The 23,810-nt window shown below is 52.9% G+C and carries 24 protein-coding genes, 1 tRNA gene and 1 pseudogene; 8 read left to right on the forward strand and 18 right to left on the reverse strand.

The window, feature by feature from the left end:
- Both KP705_RS05420 and KP705_RS05425 read right to left on the reverse strand, forming a co-directional pair.
- Positions 1-217 (reverse strand): hypothetical protein (locus KP705_RS05420; RefSeq protein WP_215764154.1); only part of this gene is annotated, 217 nt, incomplete at its 3' end.
- A gap of 162 nt (positions 218-379) precedes the next feature.
- Positions 380-1,031 (reverse strand): annotated as a pseudogene (locus KP705_RS05425) (SDR family NAD(P)-dependent oxidoreductase).
- Between the two features lie 1,817 nt (positions 1,032-2,848).
- Here KP705_RS05425 and KP705_RS05430 point away from each other — a divergent pair.
- A complete protein-coding gene (locus KP705_RS05430) occupies positions 2,849-3,085 on the forward strand; it encodes a hypothetical protein (RefSeq protein WP_235271806.1) in 237 nt (78 codons plus the stop codon).
- A 101-nt stretch (positions 3,086-3,186) separates the two neighbouring features.
- Here KP705_RS05430 and KP705_RS05435 read toward each other — a convergent pair whose 3' ends face one another.
- The 4 genes from KP705_RS05435 to KP705_RS05450 form a co-directional block, all read right to left on the reverse strand.
- Complete coding sequence (locus KP705_RS05435; protein WP_215764155.1) at positions 3,187-4,599, reverse strand: GGDEF domain-containing protein; 1,413 nt, start codon at positions 4,597-4,599, stop codon at positions 3,187-3,189.
- A gap of 514 nt (positions 4,600-5,113) precedes the next feature.
- Positions 5,114-5,713 (reverse strand): nucleoside 2-deoxyribosyltransferase, encoded by a 600-nt coding sequence (locus KP705_RS05440; protein WP_046902086.1) that lies wholly within the window; start codon positions 5,711-5,713, stop codon positions 5,114-5,116.
- A 66-nt stretch (positions 5,714-5,779) separates the two neighbouring features.
- Entirely contained in the window at positions 5,780-7,240 is a 1,461-nt protein-coding gene (xylB, locus tag KP705_RS05445) for a xylulokinase (RefSeq protein WP_215764156.1), read from the reverse strand.
- Positions 7,241-7,358: 118 nt separating this feature from the next.
- On the reverse strand, positions 7,359-8,231 hold the full coding sequence (locus KP705_RS05450; RefSeq protein ID WP_046901600.1) for an N-formylglutamate amidohydrolase: 873 nt from the start codon (positions 8,229-8,231) through the stop codon (positions 7,359-7,361).
- 78 nt (positions 8,232-8,309) lie between these two features.
- On the opposite strand from KP705_RS05450, the gene KP705_RS05455 reads away from it, so the two are divergent.
- Positions 8,310-8,384 (forward strand) — tRNA-Val (locus tag KP705_RS05455).
- A 506-nt stretch (positions 8,385-8,890) separates the two neighbouring features.
- Entirely contained in the window at positions 8,891-9,100 is a 210-nt protein-coding gene (locus KP705_RS21410) for a transposase (protein WP_374195554.1), read from the forward strand.
- A 762-nt stretch (positions 9,101-9,862) separates the two neighbouring features.
- On the opposite strand, the gene KP705_RS05465 is transcribed toward KP705_RS21410, so the two are convergent.
- Positions 9,863-10,372 (reverse strand): hypothetical protein, encoded by a 510-nt coding sequence (locus KP705_RS05465; RefSeq protein WP_046901547.1) that lies wholly within the window; start codon positions 10,370-10,372, stop codon positions 9,863-9,865.
- 589 nt (positions 10,373-10,961) lie between these two features.
- Between KP705_RS05465 and KP705_RS05470 the strand changes: the two genes are divergently transcribed.
- Positions 10,962-11,129, forward strand: a complete 168-nt coding sequence (locus tag KP705_RS05470; protein ID WP_198150435.1) for a hypothetical protein — start codon at positions 10,962-10,964, stop codon at positions 11,127-11,129.
- A 9-nt stretch (positions 11,130-11,138) separates the two neighbouring features.
- Here the strand turns inward: KP705_RS05470 and KP705_RS05475 are convergent, their stop codons facing one another.
- The 5 genes from KP705_RS05475 to KP705_RS05495 all read right to left on the reverse strand — a co-directional run bounded on the left by KP705_RS05475 (position 11,139) and on the right by KP705_RS05495 (position 17,468).
- Positions 11,139-11,873, reverse strand: a complete 735-nt coding sequence (locus KP705_RS05475) for a transglycosylase SLT domain-containing protein (protein ID WP_308267188.1) — start codon at positions 11,871-11,873, stop codon at positions 11,139-11,141.
- A 133-nt stretch (positions 11,874-12,006) separates the two neighbouring features.
- Entirely contained in the window at positions 12,007-13,806 is a 1,800-nt protein-coding gene (locus KP705_RS05480) for an aminopeptidase P family protein (RefSeq protein WP_215764157.1), read from the reverse strand.
- Positions 13,803-14,333 carry a GNAT family N-acetyltransferase gene (locus tag KP705_RS05485; protein ID WP_046901544.1) on the reverse strand — a complete coding sequence of 177 codons (531 nt, stop codon included), beginning with the start codon at positions 14,331-14,333 and terminating at the stop codon, positions 13,803-13,805. The genes KP705_RS05480 and KP705_RS05485 overlap by 4 nt, the downstream gene beginning before the upstream one ends.
- Before the next feature lies 1 nt (position 14,334).
- The gene (locus KP705_RS05490) at positions 14,335-15,240 is read right to left on the reverse strand and encodes a 50S ribosomal protein L11 methyltransferase (RefSeq protein WP_215764217.1); all 906 of its coding nucleotides are present in this window, start codon (positions 15,238-15,240) and stop codon (positions 14,335-14,337) included.
- The gene (locus tag KP705_RS05495; RefSeq protein WP_046901542.1) at positions 15,240-17,468 is read right to left on the reverse strand and encodes an ATP-dependent helicase; all 2,229 of its coding nucleotides are present in this window, start codon (positions 17,466-17,468) and stop codon (positions 15,240-15,242) included. The genes KP705_RS05490 and KP705_RS05495 overlap by 1 nt, the downstream gene beginning before the upstream one ends.
- Here KP705_RS05495 and KP705_RS05500 point away from each other — a divergent pair.
- The gene (locus tag KP705_RS05500) at positions 17,460-18,191 is read left to right on the forward strand and encodes a RadC family protein (RefSeq protein ID WP_252348254.1); all 732 of its coding nucleotides are present in this window, start codon (positions 17,460-17,462) and stop codon (positions 18,189-18,191) included. The genes KP705_RS05495 and KP705_RS05500 overlap by 9 nt on opposite strands.
- 128 nt (positions 18,192-18,319) lie before the next feature.
- Positions 18,320-19,078 carry a RadC family protein gene (radC, locus tag KP705_RS05505; protein ID WP_215764158.1) on the forward strand — a complete coding sequence of 253 codons (759 nt, stop codon included), beginning with the start codon at positions 18,320-18,322 and terminating at the stop codon, positions 19,076-19,078.
- Positions 19,079-19,090: 12 nt separating this feature from the next.
- On the opposite strand, the gene KP705_RS05510 is transcribed toward radC, so the two are convergent.
- The 6 genes from KP705_RS05510 to rpmE form a co-directional block, all read right to left on the reverse strand.
- Positions 19,091-20,221: a 5-(carboxyamino)imidazole ribonucleotide synthase gene (locus KP705_RS05510; RefSeq protein ID WP_064273286.1), complete on the reverse strand. Its 1,131-nt coding sequence runs from the start codon at positions 20,219-20,221 to the stop codon at positions 19,091-19,093.
- Positions 20,218-20,742, reverse strand: coding sequence for a 5-(carboxyamino)imidazole ribonucleotide mutase (purE, locus tag KP705_RS05515; RefSeq protein WP_064273283.1), 525 nt, complete (start codon positions 20,740-20,742; stop codon positions 20,218-20,220). Before purE ends, KP705_RS05510 begins: the two co-directional genes overlap by 4 nt.
- The gene (locus KP705_RS05520) at positions 20,742-20,942 is read right to left on the reverse strand and encodes a YdcH family protein (protein ID WP_046901537.1); all 201 of its coding nucleotides are present in this window, start codon (positions 20,940-20,942) and stop codon (positions 20,742-20,744) included. Before KP705_RS05520 ends, purE begins: the two co-directional genes overlap by 1 nt.
- Positions 20,943-21,103: 161 nt before the next feature.
- A complete protein-coding gene (locus KP705_RS05525) occupies positions 21,104-21,688 on the reverse strand; it encodes a DUF1013 domain-containing protein (protein WP_046901536.1) in 585 nt (194 codons plus the stop codon).
- A gap of 210 nt (positions 21,689-21,898) precedes the next feature.
- Entirely contained in the window at positions 21,899-22,381 is a 483-nt protein-coding gene (locus tag KP705_RS05530; protein WP_046902068.1) for an Hsp20 family protein, read from the reverse strand.
- A 154-nt stretch (positions 22,382-22,535) separates the two neighbouring features.
- The gene (rpmE, locus tag KP705_RS05535) at positions 22,536-22,760 is read right to left on the reverse strand and encodes a 50S ribosomal protein L31 (RefSeq protein WP_046901535.1); all 225 of its coding nucleotides are present in this window, start codon (positions 22,758-22,760) and stop codon (positions 22,536-22,538) included.
- Between the two features lie 194 nt (positions 22,761-22,954).
- On the opposite strand from rpmE, the gene mscL reads away from it, so the two are divergent.
- Both mscL and KP705_RS05545 read left to right on the forward strand, forming a co-directional pair.
- Complete coding sequence (gene mscL, locus KP705_RS05540) at positions 22,955-23,413, forward strand: large-conductance mechanosensitive channel protein MscL (protein WP_046901534.1); 459 nt, start codon at positions 22,955-22,957, stop codon at positions 23,411-23,413.
- Positions 23,413-23,745, forward strand: coding sequence for a hypothetical protein (locus KP705_RS05545; protein WP_046901533.1), 333 nt, complete (start codon positions 23,413-23,415; stop codon positions 23,743-23,745). Before mscL ends, KP705_RS05545 begins: the two co-directional genes overlap by 1 nt.
- Positions 23,746-23,810 lie beyond the last annotated feature (65 nt).

A 23,810-nucleotide genomic window follows, 5' to 3' on the forward strand; every position in this document is an offset into this window, starting at 1 on the left:
GTGGTGCCGAGCCGGTGCGCAATCGCAGTGTTGTTCTCCCATCGGCTGAGGCCAGAACAATCTGCGCACGACGAACCACACTGTGTGGAGCGGAATGCGAACGGCTGATCCGCTCCAACTCTTCACCCTCGCTTTCACTAATGCAAAGGCCGCAGTGCTCCACAGAAAACAGACTGGCGGTGCTACAGGAACCGCAACCGCATCGAGCGATGTTCAACCACCTCAAGCAGATGCGTTGTATCACGACCCGCTACGACAAAACCGCCTTATCCTTCATGAGCTTTCTCAACCTCGACGTCGTAAGGCTCTGGGTCCGATCTTTTGTCAATGTGACCTAAACGATGTCGTGCTTGATATCGCTGTCAGCGAACTGCATGCCTTAGGACATCAGGTTCAGGTCTCGGACCTCTATGCCATGAACTGGAAAACCACTGTCGATTGTGACGATTTTCCTAGCCTCAAAACGGCCCATCGTTCCGCGCGGGATCAGGGATTCGAACATTTGTTTGGCTTCCGGAGTCAGCACCTGATCCTGCATTGGTGTGGCGATTGGCCCTGGATGCAGCGTGGCCTTGCTCGCCGCATACACGCTGTAGCCAGGGAAACCTTTGAGGCCGCAACGGACCCGGTCATGAAGATCGACCCACAGTCATTGAATAGTGGAAACGCCTTCTGCACCGTGAACAGCGTGACACGCACATTCAGGTTAAAGGTCGTATCGAAGTGCCGCTCGGTAATCTAGCCCAGTGGGAGGGCTTCACCAGTACCTGCACTGGCGTAAAGGATGTCGATCGTGCCTTTTCGCGTTTGATCGTCTCAAAGAGGCGATCAAGGTCATCAAGATTGGCGGCATCCCCACGTAGGCCCGTTACGTTTCGGACGATCTGCCTAACAGCCTCGTCCAAGGTCTCCTGCCTTCGGCCCACGATAAAAACATCGGCGCCTTCTTCAACAAACAGTCGTGCGCTCGCCAGCGCCATGCCGCTTGATCCACCTGTGATGACAGCGATCTTACCTTCAAGCTTTCCCATGAGTTTTTTTACTTTGTCTTTGGTTAGTCGGGACATGCCCCGTGCCACTCAAATTAGGCTGTTGTTCATGAAGCGGTGAGTGCGCAATCGTACATATTGGTGGTGCAAAATCGATCCGGACTTCCGCATGACACAAACCGAGTGCTTGGATCTTACTCGCGGAAGGCCCAGCGACGACTGTCTGGGGCCGCTAAGGTCACATGATGGTCAGGAGAAAAAAATGTCGAATATGGTTTTGAAAGAGCCGCATCATGGTGCCCGAGCGCACTATGATGGACTGGGATGACGTTCGTTACTTTCTTGCGGTAGCACGGGGGGCAGTGCGATCTGTGCAGGCTACCGCCTGACTTTAGCCGGTCGGGAAATCATTGAGTTTGCAACCCAAATGGAAGCGTCATCTCACCAACTCGAGACGAGCGTTCTGGGACGTGATCAGACCGTACAAGGCCTCTCACGCGTAACGTTGCCGCCGTTCCTGGCGACACATCTCCTGATGTCCAAATCTCGCCGAGTTTTCACGGCTACATCCGGACATCGAGATGAATGTCGCGCCAACAGGTGAAGTCGTAAATTTGACCAACCGGGACGCTGATGTCGCCATCCGCATCGTGCGCTGAACCATGACACATTATCGCTTAATCTTCACGGTCTGATCGGCCTGTTTTATCCACCAGTATCTATATGTCTCGTGATCTTTTGGCGGCGTGGCACTCTGATAGGCTGGCCCCCATACGCTGAATTGTCGCAAAAACCGAAGGACAACCGAGGTGGGCACGCGAAGGGAAGGTACATACCACTGGGGCTCTATTCAAAACGCCTGATGCTGAAACGCAGATTGGTGCTGTTCAGCAAAGGATCGGGACGACGAAACTCCCATGTTTCGTGGGAGATGTGGCCCGTCGCTCGTCGGGATCCCTGGCGCCGAGTTGTACGGGCACGGAACGCTGTGACTTCTGACCCAGAGACAGACACGCAAGACAAAACGCGTGCGATTATTCACCGAATTTACATCCCGAAGGCTTGCCGCCCATGCCCGCTTCTCGCAGGGATGTCATCGTCGAACGATTAATGCGCACGTGAGGCAATTCGTGTCATCCGATTAAAAGCTCCGAAAAAAACTCTTCTCAACTATCTCCATACTTAAGACCCGGTGCAGCATTCGGAAATTAGCTGTCCCATTCGCACAATTGAGATGACTCTGATCTTATCAGTAAAAAGATATCTGTGAGGCGATAGAAAAAGCTTCAGATGTCTTTTTTCGAAAATTAAAAGAAGATTACAGGCTTGTAAAATATCAACCGTATTAATTAAAATATATTCTATACTAATACACGACAACATAAATATAATTATGTTTAATAAAAATAATCCTTCGATATAGTTAATTATAAATAAACAAAAAAAATTTCTGGTATCATCATTTGTTCTGGCGCAATCAGTTGCCAATGATGCAGTCGTGACTAAAAATTTTCTTCCCCCTATGCCATTGTCGGCGGGAACTCGACACGTGTTATAAAATATCGATTTCCTGAAGGCATAATAGAACAGCTTTTAGAAATTGCGGAGTGGGATTGGCCTGAAGACGTTATCCGAACGAGAATGAAACTGTTGATGAACGACGATATAGAGGAATTTCATAAGGTCATTTTACGTGGATTATCCAAGAAAATAGTATCATATTTTTGTAAATACTTACAATAATCTTATCTAGTTCAATATATTCACCACGACAAAGGCAATGCTTCAGTTTCTTTTTGTTTCAAGTTCGCCATCCTCCTACTTCAAAGTTCGTGCGTTAATGTCATTAGGAGGAACGTATGAACACGATTGTAAAAATTAGTACAGGCGTGAGCCTAGCACTTGCTCTGTCAGCCTGTTGGGGCCCTGGGCCCGATGGTATGGGCGGCGGCCATCATGGTGGTGGCCATCGTCACGAGGGCGGTCAAGGCAATTATGGTAATGGGCCGGGCGGCAATGGCGGTGGTGGATACAGCCAAGGCGGAGGACATGGTGGTGGAATGGGCGGCGGCAACGGCCCAAATGGCGGCATGTGATTTAAAACCCAGCTTCGGCTGGGTTTTAAATTAATAAGCATAAACCAAAAATTTTTCTAAATCCCAATCAAATACTAACTCCGAGGATTGGAAAAATATTTTTAAATTGACGAAGAGTATTTAACAATGCAATTACGACCAGAAGCCTTAGCTTCATAGAGAGCTGCATCAGCTTGCGTCAAAATAGACTGAAAATCCACAACTTTTACGTCCTTTCGATGAACAACACCTATACTTACTGTCATTTGCAAGCCTGCTTCAGGGGTGAAGCACGAAACATTCTCTACTGTTTGACGGATTTTCTCTGCCAGAGCGAGCGCCATGTTTTCATCGATAGCGGCAACAGTAATCGCGAACTCTTCTCCGCCAACCCGACCAAATATCTGCTCGGCACACAAAATATCAGAAATAGCTGTGCTCACGGCAACAAGTGCTGCGTCTCCGGTGAAATGGCCATACGTGTCGTTGATATCCTTGAAGCGATCAAGGTCCAGCATGAGTATAGCGACGCCCTCATCCGTTCGCGTTTCCACAATATTTTTGATCAGAGCCACACTTCTCTCCAAATAAGCTTGGCGGCTTAGAGCATGCGTCAGACTATCCCAGGTAATGGACTGATTCAGTCGAGCAACGAGAGCACGCTGGGTATTCATAATGGCTGCAACCGTAAGTGGGCCAAGCACTAAAAAAGAGAGCCCGAGCCGAAAAGAAACAGTAACGCCGATAGTTTCATTCGTTTGGTGAAAATTCAGTAGACCCGCTTCTACAATTCCCATCACCGTGACGTTGAAAATCAGAACGACAAGGCACATTGGCAACACGCTATAGGTGAGAGCACACCACAGCAGGGCAGGGACGGGAAAGGCAATAGCACCCGGGCCGCCAGTAAGTGTCGCAAGAACAACTGATGCGGCCAAACTTACAATCGGTGCAATATTGAAGCTTTGCGCTGACAAAACGCTGCGCCATCCCGCATGTACGAGATCTGAGAACCATTTTTTCCCCGCAAAACAGACAGGCAGCAAAACGAGATATCGGTTGAGTTCGCTACTGAACCACAGAATGAAGCGGCCCCAAGGCGTACTACTAGGAAGAGAAAATGCTATTCCTGTTCCGACCAATGCGGCCGCAGCCGCTGCACCGGAACACACGAGAAGCAACGCAAGAACAGACTGAGGGCCATCCAGCTCTTTTTCTTGTCGCTCCAATCGTCGGAACAGAGCGTACCCTACGCTGACGCCAGCTAGATTAGCCGTGGCCAGCCAAATATTTACGAAAAGTGGATCCGACATTATCCACCCCGCGAGCAAATAACCGGCCAATGCGCTGATCCAGCAGCTTTTTTGGCTAAAGCGCGGGTAAGTGATCATAAGCCAGAGCAGCAAGGCGTTTGCTGGCCAGATTTGGGCAAGTTGCCCGATATAGCGGGAGGATATGCCAATCGTTGCCGCTAAAAATACAACGACGCCGACAAAAAGAAATGGTGGACATTTTTTTGTCAGACGTAAAAGCATGAAAAATCAAACTATCCCAAATCTAAAATAAGCCGACCTTTTAAAGTCTGCATCAAACATGTTTTCCAAACAATTAAGAAGCGCTTATGGGTGCAGGCAAACACCCTGATAAAGACCTACCAAACACAACTTGTCATGTTTCCCGAAATGGAAAAATCACTTTTGATGATTGAGTTTTTTACCAGCCGCCCAATGGCCCAACGTTTCCCAATCCATTAGGCGCCCGACCGGTTCCAAAACCCGTGCTCATCGACATGGAGCCATGCAATTTGCCATCCTTCAACTCATTCATCGCATTACTTTCTGGAGATGCAGAATGAATTGGCTTCAAAAGATCCCCGCGGACATCTTTGTGAGGTGAAGAAGCACACCCGGATAGGATGCTGAAACAGACAAAGGTCAGTCTGTGAAATCGCAAGGCGGTAACCTCTCAAAATGATAGGCGCCACCGCTCTTGATCTTAAAGCCTGCTGGCGAACCTGTTCAGATCCTGTACCAAAGAGTGGAATACACTTTAACTCCCAAGGCGCCCTGAGAGACGTTTTGCTGCTTTTCGAAATGCTTCATAAAAATCTGGATCCACAGAAATTTCCCCACCCGAGAAACCAATAAATCCATCGACCATCCCATTCTGAAAAAGGCCTTCAGAATGAACCAGCATTCCATCCGGATCTTCCTGACTTCCTGATGCTGGCGCACCATCCTCTACCCGCGGGCGAAGCGTCTGCTTCCAGGATTTCCCCCAATAGGATTCAACTTTTTCGGGATACAGCCGGCCATCAACCGTATAGCCCTCCATCGGCTTCCCTAGACCGTGCATATACCCGATCTCCACGGCAGTACCTGGATCCATATCCGCCGCACGACGAAAAGGATCCACACAGAACAAGCCAGCATCGCACTGATCCATCAGTGCGCGGTCAGCGCGAACAAATGCCAAAATAGTCTCCCGTCCTGGCGGCATCAGGCGAGCCTCTGCCTGCCCATCGAACGGAGCAACTCCTTCAAGCCCGTAGTCTGCGCAAATGGCTTTAAGACGCTCAAATATGGAGAGGGCCTCAGGTCGGAAGACCAAATCCCCAGCAAGATAGACGGATGGAAGTTTTGTCTGCATGAACATGGGCCCTATCACGCGTTTGCAGCAGAAAAAACCTCTTCTTCTCGCAGCGCTAAAATTAATTCATGCATTCTGAATATTACGAAGTGCCGGATACACCTTCCGGTATCTGCGATATGCTGCGGCATACTCATTTTGAAGATGTGAATCAGGGTCTGTCGCCGAAACGCGCTCCGGAGACGTGCAAACGCTCTCCACGCTCTCACCCGTTGCTGCGATACGAGCCAGTCTAGCGGCGCCGAATGCTCCACCATGCTCACCATGTGCCAGACAATGGAGCCTGAGCCCCAACACGGACGCCAGAATGGAAATCCAGAATGGGCTTCGCGAACCTCCGCCAATCACATCAGCTTCCTGAATGGAAGATCCTGACACTTTCAGGCCCTCAAGAGCGTCCCGAAAGGAGAATGCTACTCCTTCCAGCACAGCCTGGGTCAGTTCAGCACGGCTTGTATCTTGTGAAAGCCCAATAAATGCCCCGCGAATAGTACCATCGTTGTGAGGCGTTCTTTCGCCAGAGAGATAAGGCGCAAACAAGACAGGGGCAGGGTAAGCAGGTTTTTCAGGGAGTTCGGCCAGCAAATCAATCTCCTTCATTCCGCATGTTCTCGCCCACCAGGCTAGCGAGGCCGCAGCAGAGAGGGTGACACCCATCTGATGCCATGTCTTGGGAACGGCATGACAAAACGCATGGATGGCAGATTGGTGCTCGGGCCGAAATACGTCGGTCGTGACCCAAACCACACCGGACGTTCCCAACGAAATGAACGCATCGCCATTGCGAATTGCACCCAACCCGACAGCACCCGCAGCATTATCGCCAGCACTTCCAGCAAAGACAGGAGCGGCGGCCATCCCCCACCGTTTCGTTAGCTCGTCGTTCAGATAGCCTGCGGCCGAGGTTCCTTCACGAAGCTCAGGCATGTTCGCGCGCGTCAGACCCGTTGCTTTCAAAGCCTCAACTGACCATTCACGCTTTCCCACGTCCAGCCAAAGTGTGCCTGACGCATCGGACATGTCTTCAATCATCTGGCCCGTCATTTTGTAGCGCAACCAGGCCTTGGGTAGCAGAACATGCTGAAGACGTTCGAAGATTTCAGGTTCATGTCGTGCGACCCAAAGAATTTTTGGAGCGGTAAAGCCAGGCATTGCCACATTGCCTGTAATTTCCCTGCTCCCTGGGAAGCGCTCTTCAAAAAGGACGCATTCAGCTTCTGCACGGGTGTCATTCCATAGAATGCAAGGCCGCAGAATATCTCCTGCAGAATCCAGTAAAACCGCACCATGCTGCTGGCCAGAAAGACCAATTCCCCGGATCGCAGAAACAGCGTCCGGAACTCTGGACTTCAAAACGTCGATGCCGCGACAGGTCGCAGTCCACCAGTCTTCCGGGTTCTGTTCACTCCAGCCATAGTGCAGCCGGCTAACCGTCAATCCCTCTGTATGGGACGCAACTTCCTGCTGGTTTTCGTCCACTAACAGAACCTTGATTCCGGAAGTTCCGACATCAATTCCCAGAAACATGCCTATGTCCCAAACCCGAGTTTAAAATCTGGAGCTTAGCGCATAGTTTTGGAGAATAATCAGGGCACAATTTAGTGACCGCGTTTCTCAGTAGAAAACCATAAAAAAGCCATTAGGATCATTCGGCTGCTTCTACTTCGGCCGTCTCAAAAGAGTGACATACGAAGTCAGCCAATTCCCGAACGAGACCTTCCATATCTGCTTTAACCTGCTCAAAACCGCGCGACGGCTCGAGCGTGGCTGGATTCAAATATCGGGATCGACAGATTTCCAGTTGAAGAACGTGGACTCCATCAGATGGCTGGCCGTAATGCCGCGTAATGTAACCACCCGCATAGGGCACATTTCTGCGAACAGCATAACCTTTTCCTGAAAGATACTGCTCCACACAGTCCGTCAGGGCAGGGGAACAGGATTTACCATGCAAATCCCCCAAAACCATGTCGCAGCTTTTCGCTTGATGGAGGCGAGGCATGGAGTGAGCTTCGAGAAGAATGACCGAGCCAAACTGCTCCTTCACTTCGCGCAAAAGATTATGCAGGGCCTCATGATAGGGCACCCAAGACGTAACCAGCCGCCTTTGGACCTCATCCAATGGCAGGCAATGCGTGTAAATTGGCCGACCCTGCGTGGCACAACGGGGAATAACACCAAAGCCCGCACGAACTTTGGAAGTCTGCAGAAGACCAGAAGGAGGAAGGGGAGGTTTGAACATTCCCGAATCCAGCTCTCGACAATCCCGGTTTACGTCGCACCAGATCCGGGGAAATTCTGTTGAAAGCAATGCGCCCCCCGTGACCGGAACACACTCAAACAACTGATCGACAAATCGATCTTCCGTCTGTTGCAACTCCCATAACGAAAGACGACTGCTCTGCAAAAAGTCCTGAAAATATTTCTGCCCGGAATGCGGAGAGGAAACCACCAGAGGAATGGCCGTTTTCTGAGGCTTTTGAATGATTACAGCAGGATAGGGGGTAGGGGTGGTCATAACCTCAGTGCATTTTTTTGTTCAAAGGGGGGTTGTCACGCCCATTCGAGACAGCTAAACACCGCCTCACCGGATCGGGGGCGCATAGCTCAGCGGTAGAGCACTACCTTGACATGGTAGGGGTCACAGGTTCAATCCCTGTTGCGCCCACCACCCGATCCGGTCAGAAAATCCTTATGAAATATGCATATGAACGCTGTGTGCTGCCGATATCTATCGGGCAAAATAATGCTTCACCGAAAAAATCTGTGCAGAAGCTAGCAACAAGTCGAATGGATTTTTTTGATTACACAGTATTCGAGGCGTACTCTAGAATTCTGACGTTGTGGCGGTATGGACAAACATACTTACGGGACAGAGGTGACTATTCGTTCGATCTGAACGCCTGACATAATGCGCCTGAAACTGCATCGACCGCCGGTATCGAGCTCGGCCCGCAGCAACTCATCAGCTTCTTTTACAAGTTAACCACCCGGAACCTCCGGATAGTTTAATCCCGCATAATTTCATCCTAGATAATCCGGGCAATGACGATGGCGCATAGCGGGTGAGGATAATCAGTGCAACGACAGCTATCTTTTCAAGCATGTCCGTAACTAGGGCTGCAGCCCGATATAGCCACCAATCGAGACGCACGGTCTGCGGCCTGGAGGTTTGTCCTGAGCAGCAATTTGTCACGGACCCACATCGCGTCGGATCTGGAGATTAGCAAATCAGCGCTTGAGCACTGGATTTCGCAATATCAGATGACTGATCTGACAGTGCCTGCAGTAGAAACAGATCTTGCTCAGGAGAACAAGCGCCTCTGCCTGGAAACCCGCGTTCTTCATTCAGGAGACGAGGGAGATCCTAGAAAAAAATCTATGTAGTTCTTCGCGAGCCAAACGACGTAAGATTCGCGTCTATCTGCGCGCCCCATGACTGGTCCATCGAAAGATTGTACCGGACTCGGAAAATAGCGGAAGCCTGATGGTCAGCACGAGGTAAAATCTTATTGTGCGTCCTTGGGAAAAATGAAAAGATTGCTTTGCCCCGCAGCGAGAGACGATATGAAAAAGACTATTGCAATTATCCTTGGAATTTCTTTTGCCTCATTCTGCATCAAACAGATCCCGAGTTACATCATCATAGAACTGTTTGAAGAAACCGCAGCGAACGTTCTGGAATGGATTACGATTCTAAAACATCGGGTTTCATCAAAAAACGTCAGGTAATTGCGCTTTTTGCTGCGACACAAAAAAGACGACCGATAAGGGCGACCAAGGCATCACGCAGCAATACTAACCCGCTTGAGCCAGACATAAGAAACGAAGCTCATAAACCAGAGCTTTCTCTTTAGTCCGATGGAAGACTAAGGCGCGTAGGCCTCCATCTCGTACTAGGGATCCACTTCAATCTAATCAGCAAGAACGCCATTCCAGCACCGAGGCTCCCCAAACCTGAGCGCGCAATGCCATTTAACATATAACGCAAGGTTCGAAACCAAACCGCGACACATCCATAATACACTTACGCCAAATTTTTCCTCATCGGAAGATTAAACCTCCCTTGTATTTCAATACATAATAGGAAAAGGCGTAAATTTATTACAGGAAATATTTATAAATTAAAAATATAAAAACAATTTCAAATTACACCCCTTTGCAAATACGATCCCTGATAAAATCGGCATTATATGAAGAAATTATTCCATACGGACCCGAAACTAGACCAGATAATATTTCAACAAGAGGAATAATTGACTGAACGGTTTGTATATAAGTACTGGCAGATGGATAATAGACTTGTACAATCGGGCTTGCGATGTTCAAGAGCCCCTTTAGATCAACCCCAAGAGATTTAGCCCAGTCTCTGCCAGTATCGACCGTAACAGCTCCACCCGAACTGGCTTCAATCGAGGCCGTAATACTTTTGATTTGCGCCACAAGACTATCGAACTTGGCCTTATCATCAGCCGAAAGGTGATCAGCCACGCCAGGCATCGTTTCAATAACCTGCACGGCATAAGCAATTGCCGTGGCATCTTTATTGAGAGCCGCAGTATCGAAGGTGGTGGTGTTGCCGTTAGTAGAACAAGCTACCGTGGTGACTATCAAATAAAATAAAAGACCCAGAGCGGCAAGGCGACTGAAAATACGCATGAAATACAAATCTCCGGATATAAAAAAACCGCCCATTTGGGCGGTTAAAGAAACGAATAGCTAATATTGATCGGGCCAGATGGCGTTTGAAATATATCAGGGAATTCGTTCCTGAATTATGCGCTGTAGCGAAGTTCATATGCGCGCAGCAACCGCGCGAAAGGTGTCAATACACCAATCCTCCTTCATATCCTTCATTCCTCTGATGCCTCTCTGCCACATTCAAGCAAGGCATCAGGAAAAACTGGCGAGTAGCTACTGACCTCAAGCTCTCCAAAAATCTCAGTCCGTTGTGACGTTCATGAGATCTTTCAGAACGCTTTGAAATCATACACGGGCTTCTTAAGGAGATATTTTTCGTTTATCGAAAAGCAACTTTAAAACCCGAAGGAACAGCCAGCTGTCAGTTAGCGCAAATTTTGATCCATTTGAGGTCTTTCGTGCTTTCTGGGTGCTCCTGAAAGAACTCTACTGGCTTATGCTGTATCTCTATCATCTTTTGACAGGTTTCTCCCCGCAACGTTGATCCCCTCTAACGCGTTGTCGTCAGCCTCCTGCTGCTAGGCTGGCTATATCGTGCAGAGAAATCATGAGGTTCCGCTTTCTTCTGGGGCCTGTTCTGTTGGCTCTTGGGCTAACATCCTGCGCCCACGACCATCATTCTGATCGTGTCGATCGCACGCATTGGCGTCAGGGCGACACGCCAGGTCCATATTCCGGATACAAACACAACAACTGGACCGCACCTGGCAGGTAATAAGCCACGTTAGTTTTGTCGCCAGGCCATCCTGACGGGACTTGCACGATAAGACATCAGGTCGCGGCCATGGCTTTCAGTTCCTCCTCCGTTATTTGTCACGTGGTGAATAATGCGCGGAGGAGGAGCGTAAGCAGTATGGCTCACAGTTGATGGCGGGAAGCTACTAGAAGTAGTCGTTCTCGCCTGCAAGGAACTTCTTGGCACATTGGTTGCTATTCGTTCATCAGACTGCGGCACGATAACCCGCAGACCTGAACCAGTCATGACCACCTGCGGCAAGAAATCTGGCGGCCTGTAGAGGTCATTCTTCCCATTCCAGACTGCCATGACGTGCTCTTCGTATTCCGCGCCCAAAGCAGGCGTTAAAGAGTGATAGGCAGCCGTTGCCGCATTCCAGCCACGCAATTGCGTGAAAAGATTTTTTAGAAAAGAAGCCCCATATCTGACATTGGTGAGGGGGTCAAAAGCCTCTTCTAACGAGAGAAATGCATTCGGGTGATGATGAAGATTGACCTGCATGCAACCAACATCAATCGATGTGATACCTGCACTCTGAAATGCCTCGACCGCAGCAACAGCCTCGACTTTTGAGGGATAAAAATATCCTTTTCCGGCGGCATTCACAGTCCATGGCCAAGCGACCGTCCGGCCCGATAAAGGGTCACGACGACCACTCTCTACACGGCTGATAGCCCCCAAAAGACCATTCGGAATACCAGCCTGCGGCTCTGCAATAGACACGGCCTCGCTACATGCCCGCGCCATATCCCAGTCATTGGCGCCTGCCGATGAGGTGGCAACACTTATGCAGAATAGAAAAAACAGGAGTTTCCCGGTCATACCAACCTTATGACCGGAAAAAATGAATAAACGCTTACTGAATACCGGGCGTTTCGCGGATCATCGGCGCACAGACCTTCTCAAGCCACTCCTGCACATCAGGCTCAACAACCGGTCCTACGCGCGTCAAAACCTCTGCGTGATACGCATTAAGCCATGCGAGTTCAGCATCATCCAGTAGCGTCACATCAATGAGTGCTCGATCAATCGGTGTGTAGCTCAGGATTTCAAATTCGAGAAATACGCCCTTCGCCCCTTGATAGGAGGAAGGCTTAACAAGCATCAGATTTTCAATTCGGATGCCGTAAGCCCCCGGCTCGTAATACCCTGGCTCATTGGAGACAATCATCCCCGCTTCCAAGGCTGTTGGACGCGGCGCAGGGGAAATATTCTGCGGGCCTTCATGCACGGACAGATAACTGCCAATGCCGTGTCCGGTCCCATGATCATAATCCAGCCCAACCTGCCAAAGAGCAGCACGCGCCAGAACATCCAGACGATGCCCTGTGGTCCCCGGGGGGAAACGTACGCGCGACAACGCAATATTTCCCTTCAGAACACGCGTGAACGCCTCTTTGACGTCCTGAGGAGCTGACTCCGGCCCAACCCAGAGCGTCCGTGTGATGTCAGTCGTCCCGAACGGATACTGTCCACCACTATCAATCAGATAAACGCTATTGGCCGGAAGCACGCGATCCTTGCCGACTTCTGCACGATAATGCGGATAGGCCCCATTCGGTCCTGAGGCCGAAATCGCATCAAAACTCTGTTCCCGATAGTCGGCAGAGCGTTGGCGGAACATCCCAAGACGCTCAACAAGATCCGTCTCCCGTTGTCCTGCAGCAGACATCGAAACGGAATGGAGGAAACGTGCCATCGCAATACCGTCGCGCTGGTGCGCCTGACGTGCACCATCCTGCTCGGTCAGGTTTTTGACAGCCTTGGGAAGCGTGCAGGGATCATTCCCATCAACCACCGAAGCGCCAGCGGCTTTCAGGGTCATTTCGAACCAGACTGGCGTCGTCACAGGATCAAGCCGTACGACTTTGCCACCCAGCGCAGCAAGGCGTTTTTCCAATGCACTTGGTGCCTGAACTGTGACCTCTTCACCAAGCGCTGCAGCCAATCCACCTTCAAGGCGGGCAGGGTCCACAAACAGCTCTGCCCGACCGTCAGCATGCAGCAGGCCATAGCCATGGGCCACAGGCGTTAGCGGGACATCACTACCGCGAATATTCAGGAGCCAGGCGACGGACGTGCAGTCCGCCAGAACCACAGCATCCTGTCCGGCCTTCCGTAACCCGGCCGCGAGGCGCTGGCGCTTACTTGAACTTGTTTCCCCCGCCAGTTCCACACCATGATTAATGACGGGATTAGCTGGCGCATCAGGGCGGTCGAGCCATGCCTGATCAATCGGGTTAAGTGCCAGCGGCACCAGTTCAACCCCGGGAGCACTCCAGGATACCAGCATGGAACGACTAACCAGTTTGGGGTCATATCCAACGCGTGCACCCTGCGCATTTTCTTCCAGCCAGTCGGACGCAGGTTCCATGCTCACATGTCGCCGCTCCCAGAGATCATGGGGAACCTGTTCCTCCATCTGAACGGTATATCGGCCATCAGAGAAGACGGCAGCAGCGTCTTGAAAAATGACCGCCAGGCCCGCACTCCCGGTAAAGCCCGTCAGCCAGGCCAGACGGTCAGAGCAGGGGGCAACATATTCTCCAAGATATTCATCCCCCCGCGGGATGATGAAACCTGCAACGCCTAGCGCCTTACACGCCTTGCGAACAAGAGTAGGGCGCTCTTTGAGCGGAATGGAGGAAAGGGTCATGGAAAGTCCTTTTCCGGTTTGGAAACAGCCTCAAGGCAGAGCGTCATGAACAAAAGATCCAGCCAACGGCCACCCTTTCGTCCAACCTGAGGCAAAATACCGTTATTTTGAAAGCCTAACCGATGATGCAGCGCGATGGAGGCCTCGTTGCCAGCCGTAATCCCGGCCACCATTACGTGAAACCCGGCCTTTTTTGCGTGCTGGATCAACCGGTTTAGCAAAAGCCTGCCTAGTCCGCGCCCCTGGCACTCGGATGAAACATATACGGAGTGTTCGACCGTGCCAGCGTAGCCTTCGAAAGCCCGGAACGGCCCATAGGATGCGTACCCACAGACCACGCCATCTCCATCAACGGCCACGAAAACCGGGAAGTTCTGAGCCTGTCGATCAGCAACCCATTTTTGACGCTGCTCCATCGTGAACGGCGTGCTGATCCAGAGTGCATCAGTATGCTCGATGGCATCGTTCGTAATCCGCAGAATTGCGGGAAGGTCGGCCTCCTGAACCTCACGGATTACGATAGACATCTTAGCCTCTTTTACGCAAAATCAGGGTCGCCCAGTCGCCTTCACGCAACAGACGCTCTAGAACGAGGCCCTGACGGCGATGAGCAGCCAGAACCATATTCGCCTGTGTGTATAACAGCCCAGCAAGAATGCCCGTGCCGTTCGGTGCCAGATTGATGGCGAGAGACTGCGCCATCCGGCAAAGGGGACGCGCCAGGATATTGGCAAACACGAGATCATACGGCGCCTTGACACGCACCTGAGCCGTATTCCAGCCATTTCCGAAGCGACAGTCCAGCAGATTACCCTGTCCGTTCAGACGGGCATTGGCTTTTGCTGTCCGCACAGACCATGGCTCAATGTCGACAGCCAGAACCGGGCGATGCAGCAGCTTCGCTGCAGCCATTGCCAGAATACCCGAGCCACACCCCATATCCAGAATATGATGAGGTTTGCGATACGCCACCATTTCCAGCGCGCGCAGGCACCCCCGCGTTGATCCGTGTTCACCCGACCCAAAGGCAATACCGGCATCAAGAGTAATGGTCAGGCGCGAGCGGTCAGGCTCGCCATGCAGATGGGTTCCTCGGATGGCAAACCGCTTGCCAACGTCCTGCTGCGGAAAGGATTCATAGGTTCGTGCCAGCCAACCTTCGGCTTCCGTTGCCTCACGAAGCAGTTCTGCCTCACAACCCGTCAGAAGACGCGCAACGGACAACGCGCTTTCAAGCTCGTCTTCCTTGTAACCAGTGTCTTTGACACCTTCGATACGCCAGTATTTCTGCGCATCATCAGCCTCAAAAATCCCGACAGTCTCACAGACACACATCAGGGCCTGCTCGAAAAGAGGAACAAATTCCTCTTCCACCGTAATGGACAGGGTTTCAAGCGCACTGGCATGGCGTCGGCCAATGCTGCGGGGTGCCATCACGATCTGATCTCCACGAAATTTGCCATGACGCGCTTAATGCCGCCATTTTCAAAGTTGATTTCCAGTCGGCTGCCATCCACCGCAATCACGGTGCCTTCGCCAAACTTCTGATGAAAAACCGTTGCTCCAAGAGGGACATTCGCCTGCGGTTGCACGTCCGTAACGCGCGGGCGAGGGGTCTGAGGCCCTCCTGAAGAACGACGCGTACTCATAAACGGGCCGGACGCAAACATGGAAGGCGCTGCCGCAGCCTGCCTCCGGCTCTCAAGAGACTGCCCGCTCGTCTGAACGTATTCTGATGGAATTTCCTCAATAAACCGGCTCGGCATCGAGGCTTGCCAGTTCGCATAAATGCGGCGGCTGGCCGCATGAACAACGATGGCCCGAAGCCTTGCCCGTGTCAGCCCGACATAAGCCAGACGCCGTTCTTCCTCCAGCGCCCGGTTGCCGCCTTCGTCCAGGGACCGCTGAGACGGGAAAACCCCTTCCTCCCAACCGGGCAGGAACACCGTATCGAACTCCAGTCCTTTGGAGCCGTGCAACGTCATGAGGCTAACTTTGTCGTCGCTCGTCTCGCTTTCCGTATCCATGACAAGCGCGACATGCTCCAGAAAACCTTCGAGCGTCGCGAACTCGCCAATCGCCCGCAAAAGCTCACGGATGTTATCAAGCCGGCCCGGAGCTTCCACAGACCGGTCATCACGCCACATTTGCAGATAGCCGCTGTCTTCCAGAAGCTGCTCAACAGCTACCACTTGGCCTTCGGTCTCGAGCGTCGCTTTCGCGCGCTGAAACGCTTCCATCAGACTGGTCAGGGCCTCTTTGGACTTTCCCTTGAGCGCACCTTGTTCAATCTGCGTCAGAACACCAGCAGTTAACGGGCCGGGCAGGGTGCGCGCTACACCGTGTAGCTTCTGCACAGCCACAGCCCCTACGCCACGCTTCGGAACATTGATGATCCGTTCGAACGCCAGATCGTCTGAAGGCTGCGACAGAACGCGCATGTAAGCCAGACAGTCCCGGATTTCCGAGCGTTCATAAAACCGCAGACCGCCAACAATCCGATAGGGTATGCCTATGGTCATGAGACGCTCTTCAAATGGCCGCGTCTGGAAGCCAGCACGCATCAGGATGGCCATTTCAGACAGCGGATGACCATCGGCATGAAGGCGTTCAATCGCGCCACCAACAATCCGGGCCTCCTCATCAGAATCCCGAACCCCGATAATCTGAACCTTCTCGCCCTGCGCATCTTCGCGGCCGGGACGGAGCGTCTTGCCTAACCGTCCTTCATTGTGAGCAATCAGTCCCGCCGCCGCCGCCAGGATTTGCGCCGTCGAGCGATAATTCTGTTCCAGCCGCACAACAGCGGCACCGGGAAAATCCTTCTCAAACCGGAGAATATTTTCAACTTCGGCACCACGCCAGGAATAGATCGACTGATCGTCGTCTCCCACGCAGGCAATGTTGGATGGACCCTGCTCGCGCTTCGCCAGCAAACGCAACCACAGATACTGGATCGTGTTGGTATCCTGATACTCGTCCACCAGAATATAGCGGAAGATCCGATGATACTGCGCCAGCACATTCGGCTGGGACCGCAGGATCTCCACCATGTGCAGCATCAGATCGCCGAAATCGCAGGTATTCAGTTCGCGCAGCCGCTGCTGGTAGCCGCGATAGATGGCCAAGGCCTGCCCATTGGCAAAATCAGTATCTTCGGCAGGCGTCACGCGATCCGGCGTCAGGCCACGATCTTTCCAGCGCTGGATGATGCCCATGAGCTGGTTAGGCGGCCAACGCTTCGTATCCAGCCGGAAAGGCTCCATGATCTGCTTCAACAAACGAAGCTGGTCATCCGTATCCAGAATATTGAACCCGCTCGTCAGGCCCACATATTCCGCATGCCGCCGCAGCATCCGCGCGCAGATGGCGTGAAATGTGCCAAGCCAGAGCCCTTCAGCAGGCTCCCCCAGAAGAGCGCCAACACGCTCGCGCATTTCACGCGCAGCCTTGTTGGTGAATGTCACGGCCAAAATCTGACTGGGGTAAGCCCGTCCGGTCAGAAGAAGATGGGCAAAGCGCGTCGTCAACACGCGCGTCTTTCCCGTTCCTGCACCGGCAAGAATCAGCAACGGGCCTTCGGTTGTCTCGATGGCACGTCTCTGCTCCGGGTTCAGGCGGGAGAGATACTCGGGGGTGGGGATGAGAGGGTCTTGCGGCACACTCCCGATATAGAGTGTGATGGCCCTATGGCCAACACATCATCTCCTCGGATCGACCTGACACGCGGCACAGGCCCGCAGGGACATCGTGCCCGGATGCGGACCCGCGTTGAAACCAATGGCGCAGAAACCCTTGCAGATTACGAAATTCTGGAAATGCTGCTGTTCTTGGGCATCCCGCGCAAGGATACCAAGCCGCTCGCAAAAGGCCTCATCAGCCACTTCGGAAGCCTGATTGACGTCTTCCGCGCACCCTCACAGGATTTGAGAAGCGCAGGCCTTAACGACGACACCATTCGTACACTCAGACTTCCAGCCGTTGCGGCTGAACGACTGGCATCTGCCGAACACCGCGAACGCCCCGTTTTGGGGGATTGGGCTCAACTGATAAAATATCTTGAGACCGCCCTGGCGGGAGCCGTCCGTGGGCAATTCCGCCTTTTTTATCTGGACAATCGCAATCGTCTTTTATCCGACGAAGCGGCTCCGGAACTCGAAGATATTACCTTGCTAAATCGCGCTATCGCCATTCGCGCACTTGCCTTGCACGCCACCGCCATCATCGGACTTCATGTTCAGCCAGCTTTAAAGCCAGTCGCGCTTTCAACCGCTGCTCGAACGCTGGAAATGGCACTCAGGCCACTTTCGATTGTTCTGCATGATATTCTCTTGGAGGAGCCCGACACCCCGGTTCGCAGCTTTCGACAGGAAGGCTTGTTATAAGGGCCATAGAAACGTTGGGTTCTGTGCCCCTGCCGTGTGAAGGCAGTGGTCACAGAATTCATATCGGAATACTCCAACACCATATTCTGTGGCTTGATAACAACACTTGGGAAATGCCACAAAAACACATGGACGATATGCTGGCAGCCGAAAACAGATTTTCTGAAGTTCTGAATAGCTCTCTGCTTCAGACCATAAAATCCGCGGCCGTGACCACTCAGCGATCAATCGAGTTACCCGAGCCTTCAAGGGCATTGCTGAGCGGACGAGGTCGTCATCTGGATGACGATACTCTTCTCAGAATGGTCGTCACTCTTTTCACCGGCCACGAAGCAAAAGCGCAGATCCTGAGCCCGTTACTGCTGGAGCGGTTCGGATCACTGGCGGGCATTCTGGCGGCAACAAACAGGGAGCTGGCCGGTATAAAAGAGATGGGATCACACATGATCCCAATGATCCGGGTCCTGCATGAAGCTGCACTTCGCTATAATCGTGAGCGGTTACCCAAAATTGATATTCTCGATAGCGAGCAGAAGCTTCTCGACTATCTGACAGCCAGACTTGCCCGAGAAAATATCGAGCAATTCCGTATCCTTTTCCTCAATGAGAAAAACAGCCTGATCGCTGATGAAGCTCAGGCGCGCGGTACGGTCAACCACACCCCTGTGTACCCCAGGGAGGTCGCCCGCCGCGCAATCGAAATTGAAGCCGCATCCCTCATCTTGGTGCACAACCACCCAAGTGGTGACCCAACGCCCTCACAAGCCGACATCCAGATGACCCAGCAGGTTCAGGCCGCACTGGATGTTGTGGGCATCAAGCTCACGGATCACCTCATCATTGGCAACGGCAAACATACCAGTTTCCAGCGGCTTGGCCTGATCTAGCACAAGCCACTCTCAGCCCCTTGGAGGCAGTAGTCCTTCAAGGGCCAGTTCGCCCGGCAATGCGCCACGCGGAAAGAGCGTGTTGACGTGCCCCATCTTCCGGCCCGGACGTGCTTCGTGCTTGCCATAGAGATGCAGTGATGCACCGTCCGTGGCCAGTATGGCAGGAACCCGCGCCATATCTTCCGGCCCGACAAGATTATGCATGACAGCGTCCGAATGACGGCGCGCGGGTGGAAGGGGCAGCCCCGCTACAGCCCGAATATGCATTTCAAACTGGTCGATTAGGCAGGCATCCATTGTCCAATGCCCCGAATTGTGGGGCCGGGGAGCAATTTCATTAACCAGTAACTGACCATCAGCGGCATGGAACATCTCCACTCCCATGATGCCAACCAGCTCAAGATCCGTCGCAATGCGGATTGCAATAGCCTGAGCGCGTTCTGCAACCTCTGGCATGACGCGCGCGGGAGCAAGGGTGATGTCCAGAATACCGTCGCGATGGCGGTTTTCCACTGCGTCGAAACACCGTACCGTTCCGTCACTTCCGCGAACAACCATCACGCTCAGCTCACGCTGAAAGTCGATCATCTTTTCCGCAACAAGCGGATAGGGCAGATCCGTCAAAGCCGAGAGAGCTTCCGCATTCTCAACCCGAAACTGTCCTTTCCCGTCATAACCAAAACGGGTTGTCTTCAGGATGAGAGGGAAACCAAGCTCTCCCACAGCAGAAAGATCAGCCGGTCCGGATACTTCTTTCCACGGGGCAAGCTCCACCCCAGCCTGAGCCAGCCGGGTCTTTTCCAGAACCCGATCCTGACTGATCCTGAGGATCTCGCCACCTGGACGGACGGGGCGGCGTTTTTCGAGCAGTGACAGCCCCTCGACGCTGATGTTCTCGAACTCGAACGTCACAACGTCACAGCGAGCAGCAAACTCTTCCAGCGCTACGGGATCATCGTAAGACCCGACCGTCGCGGACGCTGAAACTTCAATAGCCGGGCTCGTGGCTGCCGGATTCAGGATATGAACACGATAACCAAGCTTGGCCGCAGCCATTGCTGACATGCGTCCCAACTGGCCGCCACCAATAATCCCGATTGTACTTCCAGGTGCAAAAACCTGATTATTCTGAACCGTCATTCGACAGGAATGTCCGCAACAGCTGCCGTCTGAGTACCGCGCCACGCATCAAGACGTGCAGCCAGCTCCGGATCGGCCAAAGAGAGAATGGAAGCCGCCAACAGGCCAGCATTCTTGGCCCCAGCCTTGCCAATCGCCAGCGTTCCAACAGGCACGCCACCTGGCATCTGAACGATGGACAGCAGGCTGTCCTGTCCCTTCAGGGCATGACTTTCCACCGGAACGCCGAGAACGGGAAGGGACGTCCACGCCGCGCACATGCCGGGCAGATGGGCAGCACCACCCGCGCCCGCGATAACGACATGCAATCCACGGCTGCGAGCCGTACGCGCATAGTCCGCAAGACGATCTGGCGTCCGGTGAGCAGAGACAATCCGACGTTCATGGGCAATGCCCAGTTCGTCCAGAATGTCACAGGCGTGTCGCATGGTTTCCCAGTCAGACTGGCTCCCCATAATGACACCAACGCGCACAGCGTCTTCTGCTTGAATGGTCTCGCTTGGAGAAAGGATCTGGCTCATCAGGCAATGTTATCCGGAATCAGACGGGTCTCGATCCAGGAAATCTCGTCTTTTAGCTGCAGCTTGCGTTTTTTGAGACGCAGGATCTGGAGCTGATTGAGGGGATGGTCCACCAGGCGCTCAATAACCGTATCAAGATCGCGATGCTCGCTCCGGAGTTCGTGGAGGCGGCGGAGCATGGCATTGTTATCGGTCATCATTGCTATCGGTCCCGGAACTCTGTCACGGCATGATGACGAACAGAAATCATTCCGTCCATCGTCATGAATCCATATCACGGCTGAGGCGGCCTAAACCAGTCAGGCCCGCACCAATAAAAAAAGGATGCAGCTTCGTGAAAAGCTACATCCTTGATCTCAGCTCAGTGAGCGCTGTCTTCATGAGCGTCGTAAGCACTTACCACAGGAAGCGTCTGACCTTCACGGGCAAGACGGTCGTTGGCGGCTGAGACCGCTGCGTTCAAATCCATCTGGGTGCAAAGACCGAGAATGACTGGATCGCGCGGCTTGATATTGGCGCTGTTCCAATGCTGGCGGTCACGCACCTTAATGATGGTGTCCTTCGTCGTGCCCAGCAGCTTTACGATCTGAGCTTCCGTCAGATGCGGGAACTGACGAAGAACAAACGCAATGGCGTCAGGGCGGTCATTGCGCTTTGCAACAGGCGTATAACGCGCGCCCTTGGCGCGACGCTTCACCGGGCTGCCAGATGACAGGATCTTCAGCTTGGAGTCCGGGTTCGCTTCGCAGCGCTTGATCTCGGCGTCAGACAGCTGATGATTTTTGACCGGATCGTAACCGTTGATTCCGGCTGCAACTTCACCATCAGCAATTGCCTGAACTTCAAGCGGATGCATGCCACAGAATTCAGCAATTTGAGTAAAGGTCAGGCCGGTTTTCTCGATTAGCCAGACGGCCGTGGCCTTGGGCATCAAAGGCAGGGTCATGTCAGTGCGTTCCTTTTGGGGCGCTAAGGGGCCGGCGAGAGCGCAGGCACCGATTGGCGTACCCGGAGAGGAACGAAAGGCCGCTCGGGATATGATCGCGGCACCTGCTGGATGCACGGCGATAATGAGAAACGGTATGGGGCACCATCACACATCTGGTCAAGGTCGAAACGGCAGGGCAAATCCAAAAACCGCCCTGCCGATCCTCCGTCATGCAGCGTGCTGCGTGCCAGCGTATGAGGATGCCGCTACGTTCTGATGATCAGGAACACCATTTCCTGTGACGATCGGGATACGGCGCGGCCGGACAGCTTCAGGAACAACCTGCCGCACCACGATGGTCAACAGACCATTCTGAAGCTCGGCCTGATCAATTTCTGTGTGATCGGCAAGCACGAAGCGCCGCTCAAAAGCTCTCGTCGCAATGCCGCGATGAAGCCACTCACGATCCCGGGTATTGTCGGGAACGCTTCCACGGATGACAAGCGTATTGTCTTCCTGGAGAACCTCAACATCATCCGGGCCAAAACCGGCAAGAGCCATGGTCAGGGCGTAGTCTGTCTCGGCAGTTTTTTCGATATTGTAGGGGGGATAGCTCGGCATAGCCTGAGCATTGGCAGCGTTGCCAGCCATACGGGCAAGGCGATCAAAGCCAATTGCGCTGCGGAACAGCGGCGTAAAATCGTATGTCATGGAAACCTCCTCAAGGCAGGGTTCATCTGATGCAATCCCCAATTGGCAGACTGCGTTTGGTTTACCGGCCATGACCCCGAAGGCATCATGACCGATATTCCAGATGGTACCTGTCCTGCGCCCCTTCAAGAGGGGAGCGCGGAGGCAGACAAGCTTACTTGCGGGTACCGATACCAGCGAAGCGCTTGTTGAACTTGGCAACCTGGCCTCCGGTGTCGAGCATACGCTGCACGCCAGTCCAGGCCGGATGGGACTTCGGATCAACGTCGAGACGCAGCGTAGCACCAGGCTGACCATAGCAGGAGCGGGTCTTGTACTCGGTGCCATCGGTCATGATGACGTTGATTTCGTGGTAGTCGGGATGAATGCCGGATTTCATGAATTCTCTACTCCAGGAAAAAAGCTCCGATACCGACCGGAGCGAATCATGAGGCGCGTATAACGGAAACCGCTCAAGGATGAAAGCACACTTTACGGGATCGTATGAGTCCGTTTATCCCTTGGGCGATGCAGGTAGCGCTTTTCCGGCCTGCAACCGCAGTGATGCGGGTTCCCCCAAGAGAGGTTCGAAATATGAGCGAAACGAAACATGCCCTGCATACTCCGGGCTGGCTGAGCGACTTCCAGAAATTCATTATGCGCGGAAACGTGCTGGATCTCGCCGTCGGCGTCATCATCGGTGCGGCCTTCACCACGATTGTGAACAGCGCCGTCAAGGATGTCCTGACGCCCTTCATCGGCCTCCTGACAGGCGGCGTGGACTTTTCCAACCTCTTCATCACATTGAAGGGCCCAGTTAAGGATACCCTTTCAGAAGCACAGAAGGCAGGCGCCGTTACCGTTAACATCGGCGTCTTCCTGAATGCTGTCATTCAGTTCCTGATCGTGGCATTCTTCATCTTCTGGGTTGTGCGCCTCATCGGCAAGCTTCATCGCAAGGAAGAGGCTGCACCAGCAGCGCCGCCAGCACCGACCAAGGAAGAAGTTCTTCTGACAGAGATCCGCGACATTCTGGCCACCAAGGCTTCCTGATGTCACGGCAGGCTCCTTTCGAAGCAACTTTCACCCGCAAACTGACAGGTTTTGTTTTGGTGGGGAGCCTGCTCTGTGGATGCGTGGCACGTCCTTTCGAAGGCGTGCCACCATCTCCGAATGCCAGACTTTATGCGTATCTGATTGCTCACGGCATGGCACGAGGGGCGTTAATGAGGGGAAAAGTTACCCCTCAGAATGTTCAAAAGCTCATAAGCCTCGACCATAATGCTCAAAAAGCAGTTCTGAATGCTACAAGGCTTCAGACATCATCGGAAAATCGTCAGGCAGATGCCGCAATCGCAGCATTTCTGACCAGCTTCGATAGCTAGGCATTCCGCCTCAAGGCACAAAAAAAACCGGCTCAGTCAGAGCCGGTTTTTTTTGTGCCTGATAA

It is taken from the genome of Gluconobacter sp. P1D12_c, assembly GCF_018812105.1.
GTDB lineage: Bacteria > Pseudomonadota > Alphaproteobacteria > Acetobacterales > Acetobacteraceae > Gluconobacter > Gluconobacter oxydans_A.